The organism is Scytonema hankhaensis NUACC26, assembly GCF_045865695.1.
GTDB lineage: Bacteria > Cyanobacteriota > Cyanobacteriia > Cyanobacteriales > Nostocaceae > Scytonema.
On sequence record NZ_BAACAP010000227.1, the window covers coordinates 54,034 to 70,925 of the forward strand.

The window sequence follows — 16,892 nt, forward strand, 5'->3', positions numbered from 1 at the left end:
GATGTAGGGTGGGCAATGCCCACCACATAAAGATTTTGGTGAGAATTGCCCACCCTACGTATATTTCAAAAATCAAATAGTCGTCCTATATAGGACTTCTATATAGCAATCCTAAATCATTTATAAACAATGTTTGGTACTGTAGGTAGTGCTCTACCGTACAAAAGACTTGGTGGGCAATGCCCACCCTACTTGTATTTTATAAATTAAATACGATTCCTATATATAGGTTAAAATCCAAAATGGTATTACCTCGATCGCAAAGAAAAGTGCATAATAAACAAAGTAAGCTGGATATTATCAAAACTTAACCAGTTAATGCAGAATACCACACCGCAATCAAAGCAAGTTCGCGCCCATGTATTCATTTCTGGGAGAGTTCAAGGAGTTGGCTATCGCTATGCCACCGTCGAAACTGCTACTCAACTCAGATTAACAGGTTGGGTGCGGAATCTACTAGATGGACGTGTAGAAGCAGTTTTTGAAGGAAGTCAGGAGGTTGTTGATGAGATGATTCGTTGGTGTCATGAAGGTCCACCTGCTGCTATGGTGAAAGATATGCATATAGAATACGAGCAACCGGAAGGGCTGCAAGGATTTCAAGTGAGACGCTAATAAAACTCTTTTACTCGTTCATATCTTTATATGTGGCTAATGCAGAAGGTGACAACCGACTGAGATAGCGGAATATCCAATACTTAAATATAGTGTCTAAAATTACAGGAAAAGTAGCAATAAATAAAGATATCAAGCTCTGATTAGCTGGAAGCCCTAAATGTTCCGCAAAGCTATCCAGAATAACTTCCCATCCATGAGGTGAGTGAAAACCCACAAATGTATCTGTGAATAAGATTATTAAAAAAGCTTTAGCACTGTCACTTAAACCATAAATGATATTATCTAAAAAAGCTTTTACCACAAGAATTTCTTTCTGACTTATAACAATAACTAGGGCAAAAGCTATCAGCGATAACAAATCGGCAAACACATTACTAATAGCACTGTTACTTTTAGAGTGGAATTCCTCAACAAGTTCGCGAGCTTTCTCTTTCACTTGATGCTCTATTGACTCTGGAGACAGAGGAGGTGCTTGAGAAATTAAGTGTTGAAATTGAAGCTTTTTCTCAAAATTTTTTAATTCTTTAAAAGCCTCTTCCTCCATTTCATGATGAAGAAAAATTGGATTTGCATTTTCACCTCTCACTCTTTCAACAATAGGTACTATCAAAGGTTTAGAGAAGTGTTGGGTTAACATAGGGATAATGACTAACAGCAGTAAAAATCTGACTGCCATTCTTGTTCTATTTTGGGAAATCCGGAAATTTTTCACAAAATTTTCTTCAGCTTCTGAAGAAAAATCTGACTGAATTCTACTAAAAGTTCTACCAATAGTTCTAGGCAATAATCCTGATTTATTAAAAGCTGACTCAACTCTTATCTCGGTTCCTTGAGATGAAGTCATTGGATTTTCAATAATGTTTTTAACTTGGGTATTTTGTGGTTTTAAGACTATACTGTCATCATTGACTAGCTTCGGCTTTTCCTGCTTATAAGTATACTTATCTAAAATCTCATCAATAAACTTCAACTTATCTAAAAATGTTGTATTGGGAGTATTGAACAATGAATTACCTATTTTAAATTCTGCTAATCTTAGTTTAATAATAATAATGTTTTTCTCTAATTGTACCTGCCAATAAGACATGGCACTTTCAGAATAACTCGCTGATTCGAACGATATTTTCTTTCCTGCAAAGTGTTCTATCTCAATATTTCTAATGGTCAGAGCAGCTTGGTGAGCTTCTGAAAGGGATCTTTCTGGCGTACCTGTTAACCATTGGTAGATAGATTGCAAACGTTCTTGAAGTTTTCTTTTAGAAAAAAGAGTTTTCTTGGTCTTGATAATAGAATCTTTCATAAGAAGGTTAATTAATTAAATATTTATCTGATATTTATGAATTCGTTTCTAATGAAGAATAGTAAAGGGGCGATTGAGAACAATCGGAACATAGAATAGAGCGATCGCTCATATCAAACAATTTTACACACTTTCCGTTACCTTTACCATACTTATATCCGAGAGGATGTCTGAGAAGTATCAAATTTTATTTAGATCCCCTTTAGTATTTTTAGAGGGGATTTATGGAGATCGGGAAAACCTTGATACATCAGTAAAAACTTTATAGACAGCCTTTGAAGTTGTGATGCAAGAACACAATAAGTAGATGCAAGTCACTAAGGGATTTTCAAGAAATAAATTATCTATCTTGTAGAGCGAGAGTTCCCGCCTGCCTGTTCTTTGAGACGAGCTATAAGCAGCATCCCACAAGATAAAGTTAAATATTTTTAATTAGGAAGCGCTTACACTCAACACCATTGTAGATATCAAACCCTAAACATAGACTCAGTAAAATGTATAACTAAATAACTATATAACTTGATTTAGATTTTTACCTATATTTACTGACTTCATGACAAAGATTATTAAATTCACCCTTTACTTTATTAAAAAGATCCGTTTTTTTGCTATATGGTAAATATGGTGTGGAATACTACAACTTAAATTTGTAGTCGAGTGTATTCATGAAACAATTGCATCAACCCTTTATCAGTAGCTGATTTATGTGAAGATAAGGTTATCGAGTCAGGCACTGACCGCAAGAACAGTAGTTTTGGGGATTGGAGTAGTAGCAACAGTGGGTACAACTGTCGTCCTGAATCAAGTTAGCAATGCGATCGGTAGCACAGCCTTCTACTGTGGACAAACAACAGACAAAGACGGTGTACGTGTACCTACAACATTTGCTCGCACTCAAGACGGAAAGGATCTAGCGGTAATTCGTTGGGTTCGCAAGATTTTCAAAGATCCGAACTTGACTCCACAAAAACGCTGTAAGGAAGTATCTCAAAGATTTCAAAAAAATTATGATAATGGTACGCTTAGATATGTCAAACCAGGTAAGCTGAATCGATCGCCTGTCGTATGCGCTTCTGTTCAAAAAGATGCTGGTTGCACAAACAAAACTTTGCTATTCACTCTTGAACCAGGTAGCGATCCCGAGGAAGTTGTTAGCCAATTATTTGACCGTCGTGCTTTAGCAGCTGGAGACGCACTCAATCAATTTGGTGGAGACAGAAGTAACAAACCAATCGTTATTGATTTGGAAGCGTATCTATACTTTGGATCGTCAACAGCTAAATAAGCTTTATCAGTCCATCTGTTAATTCGGTGTAGGGGCAAACAATATTCTTTAGATGACTTGGCGTAATTTGACACTGGTTGCTTGCATGGGCGTAATATTAATTACGCTGCCAACATGGGTAGTAAATGTTAGTGTTAGTCAACTTTCTCAATCCAAACAAACTTCTATTCAATCTGTAAAACAATTGCATTCCTATGCACAAGCCATTAGTGTGAAGGTAATGTCATCATCAGATGTGTTAGGGTCAGGGTTTATCCTGAGAAAGGAAGGCTTAGTTTATACTGTATTAACAAATGCTCATGTGTTGCGCTCAGGTCATCCGACTTATCGCATCCAAACTGTTGATGGTCGTATTTGGAATGTAGAGACCAAGGATGACAAGTCTTTACAGGGTCGCGATTTAGCTTTTAAAGGGAGTTCTACACTAATGTCATGACCTTCTACAAACTCTTGAGCTATATAAAATTCTTGATTTTCTTCAAAATGAGCTAAGAAACGTGGAATTTGGTCATGATAACCTAATTTTTCCAGAATTTCTGCTTCCTGGTTAAACATTTTTTGTCCCACTTGCATAGTTAGGGGATCGGTAAACATTGGTTTAAATTGCTTGACAACGCACTTGGGATTTCCTGGGCGTTGCATATCTAGAGCTAAAAAAGTAATACCAAACCCCCCTTTTCCTAATTGAGCGATAATTTGATAGCGTCCACCTAGCATTTGACTCTGCATGGAAGTAACCAATCGTAGATTGTGGAAGTTGCCACTTTATTTGTGATTTTGACATAAAATAAAGTGGCTTTTATAGCTTTAGCGGGTCAACTGCCACAATCCCTTCAATTGCATAACGGGTAAAATCAGTTGTATTAAATGTCAGAATATGTGTCACACTGTTTGCCTTCATGCTAGCAACAAGGTAAGCGTCATGCACTTGCACACCTGATACACCATACGTAACAACAAGCCGACGCCACTCAGGATAAATTGCAGGAGTGTCAGGCAATAATGGGAAAAGACGCTCGATTAACTGCAGTAATCGATTTGCATACGTTGGCGTCAAGCCTAATCCGTTTTTTACTGCTGGTCTTGTAGCGACGTTCCAAAATTATTTACAATTTTGCGGCGTGATTTTTAATTGTTCTCCATTGGCTCTAAGTTTTTTCCTAACATCTCTTACAATAGTGTTTAGTGGACTGCTGCAATCCACAAAACGTAGTAAGAAGTTCGTGTCCACAAGATATGTCATCACAATTAGGGGCGATCCTCATAAATACCTTCACGGCTTACCGCATAGTCTGACAGTGTTGATAGATTTGAACCAATAAATAATAATTTGGTTATAACGCAAAACGAAATTAGCGATCGCCTGCTATTTCATCTGGCATTAAATCCATTACATTTTTGTATACTTCTGATGCCAGATGAAATGCTTTCTTAAGTTCTCCTGGGCTAGGATTGAAGTCTTCCGTTGCTTCTATAGGATATCGATATGTCTGGTTATACTGGCTTAAATATCCTGCTTCTTTTAAGATAGTTGTGAATTCTGGTTGAAATGCTGAAGCTAGTTTTACTAAGGTGTTGATATTATGAGTATCTCCTGGATCGGTATCGTGGAGAATAAGAAAACCTTTAAGAGCTTTTTCTGCTGCTTGCTGGCAATGGTAAATAGCTATGTCTGGTAGCTCTGAAGATAACTTTCGGGCAGCAAATAAATCACGTTGAGCTTTTTTCAACCAAAACTGTACCAAAATGCGCTTTGCTTTGTCCATACAGTAATTTTCCTTTTTCTACAATTTTTCTAGTAAGGGAAGCAGGAACTGTTTTAAATGTTTCTACATCAGAACGGGTTTTTATCATAACATCTACGTCAACCATTAAATCCTCTAAAGCATTTAATGCTCGTACTCCCCACTCAATACGGTCAAATTCCGCAATCTCATCATTTACAATGATGCATATATCTAGATCGCTGTACTTATTTGGTGTTCCCCAAGCATAAGAGCCAAAAAGAATAATTTCTTCCGGATTAAGTTCAGCTACTAAACGACGGGTTACTTCAGTAATCACCTCAGAATTAATGTTCATCTAATATCCACCTCTAACGACTACAATTAAAAAACCAAAGTTATCCTATGTTTATGTTATCAGGGTAATTGAGCGTATTTCCCAATCCCCAATCTCCAGTCCCCAGTCCCCAGTCCCTCTATACTCGCCACTTGTTAAAAGAAGATAATTGGCTACATTGCAGGTAGCGATCTAAATTTAGCATTAGTATTGTGAGCGCGATACGCCTTAAGGCGTTAAGCTTTGCTTATCGCTATGCCCTACCTCAAGAACGTCCAGATGACAGCAGATTATGAAACTTAGCCTGTGTACGATTGTCAAAAACGAACAAAAAACCCTTCCCAAGTGTCTGAGTAGTGTTAAGAACCTTGTTGATGAAATGATTGTATTAGATACAGGTTCAACAGACAGCACTCCACAAATCGCTAAAAAATTCGGTGCTGAGGTACACCATTTTCAATGGTGTAATGACTTTAGTGCTGCTCGCAATGAGGCTTTAAAATATGTTACGGGCGATTGGGTTCTCGTACTAGATGCAGATGAAACTCTTACCCAAAAAATAGTACCGCAGTTAAAAGAAGCCATACAAAGGGAAGAATACCTGCTTATTAACTTGGTACGCCACGAAGTTGGTGCAGAACAATCTCCTTATTCCTTAGTTTCTCGCCTATTCCGCAAGCATCCAGAAATCTCCTTTTCGCGCCCTTACCATGCTTTGGTAGATGATAGCGTATCTCAACTGATCGAGCGAGAACCGCATTGGCAAATCGGTTACTTGGAAGGAGTGGCAATTTTACATACAGGATATCAAAAAGATACCATAGCCCGACAAAATAAATTTGCTAAAGCACAAACCGCAATGGAGGAGTTTTTTGCCGCTCATCCTAACGATCCCTATGTTTGTAGTAAATTAGGCGCAGTTTATGTCGAACAAGGTAAAGTCATACAAGGAGTGGAGTTACTCGCAAAAGGAGTTGCGTCTGCTGAAGAGAACTACGATATTTTGTACGAACTTTATTATCATTTGGGTATTGCTTACAGTCGGTTGCAAAATACTAGACAAGCAATAGCTCACTATCAAGCTGCTATTAAATTACCTATTTATCCAATACTAAAATTAGGAGCGTATAACAATTTAGGGACTATGTTAAAAGCATCTGGAGATTTAAATGGGGCAAAAATAGCTTATGAAACAGCTTTAAAAATCGCTCCCAGTTTTACAACAGGATATTATAATCTTGGTATGACATTAAAAGCAATGAATTTATTGCAAGATGCGATCGCTGCTTATCAAAAAGCCATTCAATTAAATCCTAAATATGCCGAAGCTTACCAAAACTTGGGAGTTGTACTATTAAAACTAGGCTATGTAGAAGATAGTTTAACTGCTTTTAGGTCTGCGATCGCACTTCACGAACAACACAATCCTGAAGAAGCAAAACGATTGCGCCAAGGTTTGAAAGAGATGGGATTGATTAACCAGTGACCACCTGACCAGTGACCACCTGACCAGTGACCACCTGACCACCTGACCAGTGACCACCTGACCAGTGACCACCTGACCAGTGACCACCTGACCAGTGACCACCTGACCAGTGACCACCTGACCACTAACCACTAACCAATAACTCCTTTGACAAACCTTTCCAATCTATCCATTCCCTTTTCGATTGTTGCCATGTCCGTAGCATAGGAAAGGCGAATGTTATCATCAGCACCAAAGGCTATTCCTGGAATAACTGCAACTTGCTCTTTTTCTAGTAAGGCGTTACAGAAATCCAGGGATTTTAGCCCTGTTTTGCTAATATCGGGAAATAGGTAGAATGCGCCATCAGGTTTGGTACATACGAGTCCGGGAATCGCGTTGAGTCTTTCCAACATTACCTGTCGCCGTTGTGCGAAACCTTGGCGCATTTCTTCAACACAGTCTTGGGAATCTTCCAAAGCTGCGATCGCACCGTATTGAGCAAAAGTACACACATTAGATGTACTATGGCTTTGAATCGTAATTGTTGCTTTAATCAAATCTAGAGGTCCCGCTAAGTATCCTATGCGCCATCCCGTCATAGAATAAGCTTTGGCAAAGCCATTACTGATAATGGTTCGAGCAAAAATTTCTTCTCCCAATGAACCAATGCTGACGTGTTTTGCACCGTCATAAAGAATCTTTTCGTAAATCTCGTCAGAAACGACAAGGATATCTTTCTCAACAACTATCGCCGCTAAGGCTTTGATTTCATCTGGTGTATAAACCATCCCTGTGGGATTGGATGGCGAGTTAAGAATCAATAACTTTGTCCTAGGGGTAATCGACTTACGTAACTGTTCGGGAGTAATCTTATAATCCGTAGAGGCATCTGTAGAGACGATAACTGAAACCCCGTCTGCAAGCGTTACCATTTCAGGATAGCTTAACCAATAAGGTGCAGGAATAATCACCTCATCACCCGATTCAATCAATGCTAGTATCAAATTAAACAGAGAGTGCTTACCGCCATTAGTGACAACGACATTTTCTGCTTTGTAATCCAAACCGTTGTCAGTTTTAAGCTTGCGGGCGATCGCTTCTCTTAACTTTGGTTCTCCGGCAGCTGGTCCATACTTAGTCTTACCATCATCCAGCGCTTTTTGTGCAGCCACTTTGACGTGCGTCGGGCTGTCATAATCTGGTTCTCCGGCGCTAAAACTACAAACGTCTATACCCTCTGCCTTCATCGCCTTGGCTTTTGCAGCGATGGCTAAGGTTATGGAAGGCGTTACCTGACTAACTCGTCCTGCAAGCTTCATCGTTTCTTTTATTAGGCACATTCTTACCTATTAAAGGATATACCAGAAACTTTATCGATTTTTGTCTTTTAATAATTACTTTTGTAAGTTGCTCGCCGAAGTTAGGGACTCCCAAATAAAAAAGACCCCAACTTTACTCTTGTGGGACGGGCGTCCTCGCCCGTTCTTTATCTGTGGCGGGCTAGAAGCTCCGCAGTCGCCTCAACTCTTGGAACCCTCCGCAGTTGCTTCAACGGGGGGAACCCTCCGCAGTCGCCTCAACGGGGGGAACCCCCGCACGGCGCTGCTCTCCGCAACGCACTGCTCTCCGCACGGCGCTGCTCTGCGCACCACAAGATGGACAAACCACTAACACTATTGTTAACAAATGTAAAAACTTTTTGACACCTGCATAAATCTGCTTGCCACCTCCGTTAAGTAAACGAGGGTTCAAATCGGAAGCAAACTTTTGAGAGAATCCGAACTTACCTAGTACACATCGACTCACACTTTTTAAAGGAGAAAATTACATGGCTAACGGTACTTCTGGAAACGATACACTTTACGGAACTGACTTGGCTGATAGTATCTACGCTTATGAAGGAGATGATACTGTTTACGCTGAGGCTGGTGACGATTACGTTGATGCTTGGTATGGCAATGACACCGTTTATGGTGAAGCTGGTAACGACACGTTACTGGGTTATTACGGTGATGACTTCCTAAGTGGTGGTCGTGGAGACGATACTATCAAAGGTGAAGCTGGCAATGACACTCTCGTTGGTGGTTATGGTAAAGATACACTGTGGGGCGGTGATGGAGCTGATAAGTTTGTCTTTAACTACTTGTATGAAGGCGTTGATGTTATCAAAGACTTCCAGTGGACTGAAGGCGACAAAATTCTAGTTTCCGAAGCTGGATTTGGTGCTTGGTCTAATAACGACTTTAGCTATAACAGCACAACTGGTGCTTTGTCTTTCCTTGGCGTTCAATTTGCCACTATTGAAAACAAGCCTTCTGGTTTTTCAACCAATCTTGATGTTCAACTCATCTAAGCTCATCACAATCTTTCTGTTTAAGAGACATTCATGACAAAAAGAGGTGGATAGAGTAGAACGTCTTTTCTTTTTCTCGCTTTTCTCAGCAAGCGTTGTGCTGTATTTAATCGCTTAACTGCCACTTTACAAGTCAAGAAGAAAGTTTCCCAAGAAAGTAGTTTATTCCCACCGTCTTGCACGAGTGGGTTTTTTTATGTTTGTTCGTCACTACTTAAACGCATCTGAAAATATTGACGATATAAATTACAACGAGGCTGGACTTTATTACCAGCGAGTTTGACTAACCCCATACTTTGTAACTGATAAGCTGATATAGGTTCTATTTGTACGGGATGATGTGTATGAATCACTTGTTGAAAAGCTGCTGCTAATTTGAGGTGTTCTTGCAAATCTAACCAGTATTTCCATAAGTGAGGGCGGTAAATACCAGCTTCAGTTGGTGCTTCTGCTAAAAGTTGCTCCACTGTTATATCTGGATGGCTTTTAAGATGGGCAAAAGCTAATTCTAACAGGTAGGGGTGTCCTCCTAATAATTCCATTAGTTGTGCAACGGAGTTTGATGCGATCGCAAGCCCATGTTGCTGAGACAAAGCCAAGACTTGCTCCTGAGTAAACTCAGACAACTCAATGGGTAACCCAACATTAAAGGGGGATTGATTAATATTGAGTTGAATATAAACATCAGTTGAGTGTAAGATTGCCAATCTTAACTTTTGCCAAAGCCGACGACTTCTTGCCTTTTCATACCAAGAACGGAGTAATCCAAAAAAGTCTTCGTAAATTTCTGGATGGGGAAACAGTAAATCGACATCATCCAAGCAGAGCACAAGGGGATTTGTCAGTTCAGTCAAAAGATATTCCTCAAAATATGTCGTACAACTGACTTTAGAACCTATACCCTCTTCATCCCAGTATTCATCCAATTCCACTGGTAACCGAAGTTCGCGACTAATATTGATGCAAAACCAACGTAAGAACTTATTTAAGTTGGTAAAATGTATGCTCCTATCTGCCAGTTTAAAACTCAAGTAAACAATAGAGTAGTCTTTTTCTACTACTTGACTCAACACTCGTGTCATTAAATACGTTTTCCCCATAAGGCTAGGGGCTTTAATCCGGATGAGAGAACCTGGTTGTAAAATATGTTCGTAGCAGAGAGATTCTATAGGAGGACGTTCTACATAAACCTCTATTTTTGAAACTTCGTTCTTTTCTATTTGACTTCGTTCTTGTTGAATTTGCGTATTTTGTTTTAGCGAGTCTTCTTTGTTACTAGCAATATTTCTAGAAGTCTGTTTATCCCCTTCTGCGCCCGCTAAAACTTGTAAATTTCTACCGACTTCACTGAAAGATTGTTTCTCCCAATACCTTTTTAACGCTTCCTTAAAGTTACTTTTCTTAACTTTTTCTCCCAAAGCATCGCTTAACAGTTTCCAAAATTTAGGCGCTACATCTTGACTAATGTAGGTTGTAGCGTATTGGTGTTTAGCAGCAATAGTATCATAGTCCTCGCGCTGCCAAGCTCCCTTCACGATCGCGATTTCAAGGTCTGTTAGTTTTCTGTTGAATTTTGAATGTACGACTTGATTAGCTGCTTCAATAGCTTCGTTTAAATTGAAATCCATAGTTTTATTGAAAATAATAATCTTTTTTGTAAATCAAATGTAGTTATAAGAGCTTGAGTCAAGAACGCAGTACTAGTGTTACATACAGTCATACCAAATCTACAAGAAAAATGTTAAGTACTCTTAGATGGGCATTACCTGACTTACAACTCTTGATTGCTCTTTCAGAAACCTAGTTTGTGAGAGACCATTTATAAAGTCCATCTTAAATCGCCAAACATAATATATTGCGTAGTTTGGTTTCGTTCCTCAACCCAACATACAGTTGAGATTATCTGAATTAACCTGAATTTTCTGACCTTTTCTAACTTGTTGGAAGAAAAATTAATTCAAACACTCCTGAATTTAACTCAACTCCTTTCCGAAAGGATAAATCATACTAACAATAGAAAGCAACAAACAAGCTTTCCAACAAAACATCAAACACAAACTAGAAAAATTAAGGAGTCAAAAATGTCTACTTCTATTTCTCAAACACAACTATTTACTGAAATGACAGCAGAAGAAGGAGCAACACTAAGCGGTGGAACTGCTCAAGTTTACCTCAAACATTTTGTGATTTACGACACTCAAGAATGGCCTCGAGACGAACCTTATCTAAAAGTTGATGGTAGCACGATTTGGTCTAAAGATGGTGCGGGAAATGGCATTCACGCTATTGACAAAGCATTTAATATCACTGGTACTTATGATACACTTTCCCTTTGGGAAAATGATTCCTGGCCAAATAATGATGAATTTTTAGGTGAAAATAAAATTTACTCTTGGCAACGAGGAACAGATTTAGAACTCTCTTTCACTGGGGAAGGTGCTAACTACAAACTTGTCTATGATGTTTATGATGTTTATTAAAATCAAGCGGTTTCAGGTATCTAAATCCATCACCTCAAAAGAGTAAATTCTACCCAACTAACTCTCAAACATATTAACGTTGGAAAGCTAATTCGCTTTCCAGCGAAAAATATCCAAGCACAAACTAGAAAAATTAAGGAGTCAAAAATGTCTACTTCTATTTCTCAAACACAACTATTTACTGAAATGACAGCAGAAGAAGGAGCAACACTAAGCGGTGGAACTGCTCAAGTTTACCTCAAACATTTTGTGATTTACGAGACTCAAGAATGGCCTCAAGACGAACCTTATCTAAAAGTTGGTGACAAAACAATTTGGTCTAAAGACGGTGCGGGAAAGGGCATTCACGCTATTGACAAAGCATTTAAGATTACTGATGCTTATGATACACTTTCCCTTTGGGAAAATGATTCCTGGCCAAATAATGATGAATTTTTAGGTGAAAATAAAATTTACTCTTGGCAACGAGGAACAGATTTGGAACTTTCTTTCACTGGGGAAGGTGCTAATTACAAACTTGTATACGATGTTTACTCTGTTTAAATCTAGAACATAACATAGGTGTTTTAATAAACTCGGTATTTTTCAAATATCGGGTTTCTTTATAGAAATTCTATCTGATATGTGAAATCCACGTACTACGTTACATGGGTAATGCCTACCAAAAGTCTGATTTGGTGGGCTACAGTACTACAGTATTTAAAATTTTTCAGAAATTATCTGGCGTTCATATAAATAACAAACGAGGGAGATTGTACATTATCCTACCCAGTTACTCTAAATGGGTGCAAATAATTAGGGTGACCTGAATTTTCTGACTTTTTCTGACTTTTTCTGACTTTTTAAACAAAAAATGAATTGAGGAGCTTCTGAATTTAGCTCAACTCCTATACAGAATTATCAATCATACTAATAACAGAAAGCAACCAAAAAGCTTTCCAGCAAAGAATTCACAATTTTACTGAAAATTTTCCTCGGACTGTTTTTTGTACATCAATATTATTATCAATTATGAAATACCAAGTTGTTCTACAACACAGTGAAGAAGACTGTGGTGCTGCCTGTATTGCCACTATTGCTAAACATTACGGACGTACTTTTGCTATCAGTCGAGTGCGGGAAGCTGTGGGTACTGGTTCGCGAGGCACTTCCTTACTGGGTTTGAAACGGGGTGCAGAAGCACTGGGGTTTAATGCTCGTCAGGTAAAAGCTAATCCTGAAATGCTCGATCGCTTAATCGAAGTCCCTTTACCAGCAATTATCCACTGGAAAGGATATCACTGGGTTGTACTACACGGTCAAAAAGGGAAAAAATACATTGTTGCTGACCCCAGCCTTGGTATGCGTTATCTGACTCGCAAAGAGTTAATGATGGGTTGGGTCAATGGTGTCATGCTTTTGCTAGAACCAGACTACAGCCGTTTTCTAGAACAACCAGAAGATAAAATTGGCGGTTTTGGACGTTTTATTGCCCGTGCTTGGCCTTATCGCTTTATTCTTGCTCAGGCAATTGCCATTAATATAGCCATTGGTCTCCTCTCTCTCGCCTCTCCCTTGATGATGCAATTACTCACCGATGATGTGTTGGTACGGGGAGATACTCAATTGTTAACAACAGTGGCAATTGGGGTGATTACGATGAATTTTATTAGAAGTGCGATCGCATTAGTACAATCCCACCTCATCGGTCACTTCGGTCAGCGCTTGCAATTCGGATTAATTCTAGAATACGGACGCAAACTGTTACACTTACCCCTGTCATACTTTGAAGGTCGTCGTAGTGGGGAAGTCGTCAGCCGCATTTCTGATGTAAACGCCATCAACGCTCTTGTTTCCCAAATTGTTCTCGGTTTACCCAGCCAATTTTTTATCGCCGTGGTTTCCTTGGGGATTATGCTGTTCTACAGTTGGCAACTATCCATAGCTTCTTTTGTTGCATTTATCATCCTGACTTGCATTAATCTGCTTTTTGTACCGATGATGCGGAATAAAACCCGTAAATCCATCGTTTTACGCACAGAAAATCAAGGTTTTCTGGTAGAAACTTTTCGCGGCGTCCAAGTGCTAAAAACAACCCAAGCAACCCCCCAAGCCTGGGAAGAGTATCAAACAAATTACGGTCGCCTTGCCAACCTGGGGTGGAGTACGATGAAACTGGGGTTATACAGTGGTACTATTACCGGTCTTATTTCCACATTCACCAATATTGCCTTACTTTGGTTGGGAAGTTACTTAGTCATCAATCATACATTAACAATTGGTCAACTTCTCATGTTTAACGGTATGAGTGGTAACTTCCTCGGTTTCTTAGGTTCAGCAATTGGCTTAATTGATGAATTTATTACCGCCCAAGTTGTCATTCAGCGCCTGACAGAAGTTATTGACGCCACCCCAGAAGACGAAAACGACTTCAAAAAACCTTGGGCGCAAATTCCCGGTAATGCAGATATCACCTGTACCAACCTCAACTTCCACCATGCAGGTAGAGTAGACCTACTGCAAGACTTTTCTCTCACTATTCCCGGCGGTCAAGTCATCGCTTTAGTTGGTAAATCAGGTTGTGGCAAAAGTACCTTAGCTAAATTGATAACTGGTTTGTATCAAACTCAATCAGGTAATATCTCTTATGATATATACAACCAACAAGATTTATCTTTAGAATGCTTGCGACAGCAAATCGTTCTCGTACCTCAAGAACCCCACTTTTGGAGTCGCTCAATTGTTGACAACTTCCGCTTCAGTTATCCCAACATTACTTTTGAACAAATTGTACGAGCTTGTCAAATTGCTGGTGCAGATGAATTCATTAACAAACTACCCGACAAATACCAAACAGTTTTAGGAGAATTTGGCGCAAATCTTTCTGGCGGACAAAAGCAAAGATTAGCTATTGCCAGAGCAATTGTAACCGATCCACCCGTACTCATTTTAGACGAATCCACAGGTGCTCTCGACCCAGTTAGCGAAGCCGAAGTTCTCACTAAACTGCTACACCATCGACGAGGTAAAACCACAATAACGATCAGCCATCGTCCCAAAGTCATTCAACGAGCCGATTGGATTGTACTCCTCGAACAAGGTCGCTTAAAAATCCAAGGAACTCCAGAATATCTCCGACAAATTCCAGGCGAACACTTACATTTTCTCGAAGAAGGTAACATTCAAAGGTCATTGTTAACAGTCAGCAGTAACCAGTGACCAGTAGGTTGGGTTGAGGAACGAAACCCAACATTTAGTAACCAGTGACCAGTAATCAGTGACCAGTGACCAAGAAACAATTCAAAATCCAAAATCTAAAATTAATTAATCCAAAATCCAAAATCAATTAATCCAAAATCTAAAATCCAAAATCCTATGTTCGGCTACTTCAAATCAGATTCTATCCCCTTCAACCAAGAAAACGATTTTCTGCCTCCCCTGAGTCGTTGGACAACTTACGGTGGAATGTTTATCTTAGGGGTCATAAGTTTAGTAGTTCCAATTGCTTCTGTGAGTAAATATAAAGAGGTTGTAAAAACAGAAGCTGTTATCCGTCCTGTTGGTGAATTGCGAATTGTGCAAGCAGCAACAGAAGGTCAAGTCATACAAATCTCTGTTCAAGAAAATCAATTTATTAAAAAAGGGGATATCATAGCCACAATTGATGACTCCCGCCTACAAACTAAAAAAAGCCAACTACAAAGTAGTATTCACCAAGCGAAGTTACAACTTATTCAAATTAACTCTCAAATTGGTGCTCTTAACAATCAAATCCGCGCTGAAACTGACCGCGTAAACCGCACTATTGCTTCTGCTGAAGCCGAACTTAGCGGGCGCATTCGTTCATACCAAGATAAAAAAATAACGACTGTTGCAGAAGTTCAAGAGGCTGAAGCTAATGTTGGAATATCTGAAGAGGAATTGCATAAAGCTCATGCAGAGTTAAGATCGGCACAAGCAAATTTAAATGCTGCTCGCTCGGCTTTGATAGCTGCACGTTCTAAACAGAATCGATATGAAATGGCGGCTATTGTAGGAGCGCTGTCAAAAGACCAGTTAGAAGAAGCACAACTCGCTGCTAAACAACAAGAACAAGCAGTGGAAGCACAAGATGCAGTTGTGGAAGCGCAAAAACAAACTATCGCTCGCCTCAAACAAGCTGTTTCTGCATCTGTTGCCAAACGACAACGAGCACAAGTTGCTTTAAATCCTAGCTCTTCAGAAGTCGCGATCGCAACGGAACGTATTGCTCAAGAAAAAGCAGCCGGAAGAGCCAGCTTGGCTACATTGGATAAAGAACGTCAAGCTCTCATAGCTCAAAGGATTGAAGCCCAAAAACAGTTAGATCGCGATTTCCGCGAATTGCAACAAGTGGGTATGGATATCAGACAAACAATTGTCACAGCCCCATTTGATGGGACTATCTTCAAACTCAACTTGCGAAATACCAGTCTAACCGTGCGTTCTGGAGAAGAAATTGCCCAAATTGCTCCTAGCAATACCAAACTCATGGCTAAGAGTTCGGTGAGTGCGGAGGACGTGAGTAAAGTCAAAGTTGGTCAACAAGTTCACCTGCGGATATCTGCATGTCCCCATCCAGATTACGGTACTCTTAAAGGTAAAGTCACAGCCATTTCTCCAGATGCAATCGCACCTCAAGCCCAAGGTGCTAATTCCAATAGCGGTACGACTGCTAGTAAGATGATGACGGGTGGTGCGTTCTACGAGGTTAGTATAGAACCAGAAAATTTGGTGTTAGCTCAAGGCAAAAGCCAATGCCAAATAAGTTTGGGAATGCAAGGTAGAGCAGATATTATCTCTCGCGAAGAAACTGTATTACAATTCTTTTTGAGAAAAGCAAAATTGATTGCAGATTTTTAATATTTGCAACAATTTATATAGATATTTAGTGTTCTTTAGGAATACCAATTTTCGATTTGCAAGTCATTAAAATGCTAGAATTATATGTTGAAGACACTTGCCATATTGCTGAAATGTCAGAAACCTCTCCACCCAAAGACTGTAGAGTTGATTTGAGGGTGACACAACAACAAAAAGAACTCTTAGAAAGAGCCGCAAACCTCAAAGGAGTGTCCTTGAGTGCTTATACCCTTTTTCATCTGCTTCCCATCGCCAGACAAGATATAGACTCCCAAGAGAGGCTAGTGCTATCAGATCGAGATCGAGATTTATTCATGTCTGTGATGGAAAATCCCCCGGAACTTAAGGGAAAACTGAAAACTACACTGCAAAAGTTCCGTAAGAAATATAGCAATCCTATTTGATGTGTAAACGTGAAAGTAGGGCTATGCCGCACAAAAGCCTTATATGGTGCGCCTACCTACGTG

Annotated in this window: 16 protein-coding genes; 9 read left to right on the plus strand and 7 right to left on the minus strand. The window is 39.5% G+C overall.

Going from position 1 to position 16,892, the window contains the following annotated elements:
• Positions 1 to 318 precede the first annotated feature (318 nt).
• Positions 319 to 615, plus strand: a complete 297-nt coding sequence (locus ACKTT2_RS33435) for an acylphosphatase (protein ID WP_407894891.1) — start codon at positions 319 to 321, stop codon at positions 613 to 615.
• 10 nt (positions 616 to 625) lie between these two features.
• Here the strand turns inward: ACKTT2_RS33435 and ACKTT2_RS33440 are convergent, their stop codons facing one another.
• Positions 626 to 1,918, minus strand: coding sequence for a proton extrusion protein PcxA (locus ACKTT2_RS33440; RefSeq protein ID WP_407894893.1), 1,293 nt, complete (start codon positions 1,916 to 1,918; stop codon positions 626 to 628).
• Between the two features lie 706 nt (positions 1,919 to 2,624).
• Here ACKTT2_RS33440 and ACKTT2_RS33445 point away from each other — a divergent pair.
• Positions 2,625 to 3,203, plus strand: a complete 579-nt coding sequence (locus ACKTT2_RS33445) for a COP23 domain-containing protein (protein WP_407894895.1) — start codon at positions 2,625 to 2,627, stop codon at positions 3,201 to 3,203.
• A gap of 324 nt (positions 3,204 to 3,527) precedes the next feature.
• On the opposite strand, the gene ACKTT2_RS33450 is transcribed toward ACKTT2_RS33445, so the two are convergent.
• The 4 genes from ACKTT2_RS33450 to ACKTT2_RS33465 all read right to left on the minus strand — a co-directional run bounded on the left by ACKTT2_RS33450 (position 3,528) and on the right by ACKTT2_RS33465 (position 5,285).
• The gene (locus tag ACKTT2_RS33450; RefSeq protein WP_407894897.1) at positions 3,528 to 3,932 is read right to left on the minus strand and encodes a protein kinase; all 405 of its coding nucleotides are present in this window, start codon (positions 3,930 to 3,932) and stop codon (positions 3,528 to 3,530) included.
• 70 nt (positions 3,933 to 4,002) lie between these two features.
• On the minus strand, positions 4,003 to 4,260 hold the full coding sequence (locus ACKTT2_RS33455; protein WP_407894899.1) for a type II toxin-antitoxin system VapC family toxin: 258 nt from the start codon (positions 4,258 to 4,260) through the stop codon (positions 4,003 to 4,005).
• Between the two features lie 295 nt (positions 4,261 to 4,555).
• Positions 4,556 to 4,969 (minus strand): HEPN domain-containing protein, encoded by a 414-nt coding sequence (locus ACKTT2_RS33460; RefSeq protein ID WP_407894901.1) that lies wholly within the window; start codon positions 4,967 to 4,969, stop codon positions 4,556 to 4,558.
• A complete protein-coding gene (locus ACKTT2_RS33465) occupies positions 4,914 to 5,285 on the minus strand; it encodes a nucleotidyltransferase domain-containing protein (protein WP_407894903.1) in 372 nt (123 codons plus the stop codon). The genes ACKTT2_RS33460 and ACKTT2_RS33465 overlap by 56 nt, the downstream gene beginning before the upstream one ends.
• Before the next feature lie 271 nt (positions 5,286 to 5,556).
• Between ACKTT2_RS33465 and ACKTT2_RS33470 the strand changes: the two genes are divergently transcribed.
• Positions 5,557 to 6,750, plus strand: coding sequence for a glycosyltransferase (locus tag ACKTT2_RS33470; RefSeq protein WP_407894905.1), 1,194 nt, complete (start codon positions 5,557 to 5,559; stop codon positions 6,748 to 6,750).
• Between the two features lie 131 nt (positions 6,751 to 6,881).
• Here ACKTT2_RS33470 and ACKTT2_RS33475 read toward each other — a convergent pair whose 3' ends face one another.
• Positions 6,882 to 8,051, minus strand: a complete 1,170-nt coding sequence (locus ACKTT2_RS33475; RefSeq protein WP_407894992.1) for a pyridoxal phosphate-dependent aminotransferase — start codon at positions 8,049 to 8,051, stop codon at positions 6,882 to 6,884.
• A gap of 509 nt (positions 8,052 to 8,560) precedes the next feature.
• Between ACKTT2_RS33475 and ACKTT2_RS33480 the strand changes: the two genes are divergently transcribed.
• On the plus strand, positions 8,561 to 9,085 hold the full coding sequence (locus ACKTT2_RS33480) for a calcium-binding protein (protein WP_407894907.1): 525 nt from the start codon (positions 8,561 to 8,563) through the stop codon (positions 9,083 to 9,085).
• Positions 9,086 to 9,279: 194 nt separating this feature from the next.
• Here ACKTT2_RS33480 and ACKTT2_RS33485 read toward each other — a convergent pair whose 3' ends face one another.
• Positions 9,280 to 10,713, minus strand: a complete 1,434-nt coding sequence (locus ACKTT2_RS33485) for an AAA-like domain-containing protein (protein WP_407894909.1) — start codon at positions 10,711 to 10,713, stop codon at positions 9,280 to 9,282.
• A 453-nt stretch (positions 10,714 to 11,166) separates the two neighbouring features.
• Between ACKTT2_RS33485 and ACKTT2_RS33490 the strand changes: the two genes are divergently transcribed.
• The 5 genes from ACKTT2_RS33490 to ACKTT2_RS33510 all read left to right on the plus strand — a co-directional run bounded on the left by ACKTT2_RS33490 (position 11,167) and on the right by ACKTT2_RS33510 (position 16,829).
• A complete protein-coding gene (locus ACKTT2_RS33490) occupies positions 11,167 to 11,565 on the plus strand; it encodes a hypothetical protein (RefSeq protein WP_407894911.1) in 399 nt (132 codons plus the stop codon).
• Between the two features lie 147 nt (positions 11,566 to 11,712).
• Positions 11,713 to 12,108, plus strand: a complete 396-nt coding sequence (locus ACKTT2_RS33495) for a hypothetical protein (protein ID WP_407894913.1) — start codon at positions 11,713 to 11,715, stop codon at positions 12,106 to 12,108.
• Positions 12,109 to 12,576: 468 nt separating this feature from the next.
• Positions 12,577 to 14,763: a peptidase domain-containing ABC transporter gene (locus ACKTT2_RS33500; protein ID WP_407894915.1), complete on the plus strand. Its 2,187-nt coding sequence runs from the start codon at positions 12,577 to 12,579 to the stop codon at positions 14,761 to 14,763.
• Between the two features lie 156 nt (positions 14,764 to 14,919).
• Positions 14,920 to 16,425 carry a beta-barrel domain-containing protein gene (locus ACKTT2_RS33505; RefSeq protein ID WP_407894917.1) on the plus strand — a complete coding sequence of 502 codons (1,506 nt, stop codon included), beginning with the start codon at positions 14,920 to 14,922 and terminating at the stop codon, positions 16,423 to 16,425.
• 71 nt (positions 16,426 to 16,496) lie between these two features.
• On the plus strand, positions 16,497 to 16,829 hold the full coding sequence (locus tag ACKTT2_RS33510) for a type II toxin-antitoxin system TacA family antitoxin (RefSeq protein WP_407894919.1): 333 nt from the start codon (positions 16,497 to 16,499) through the stop codon (positions 16,827 to 16,829).
• Positions 16,830 to 16,892: the final 63 nt, after the last annotated feature.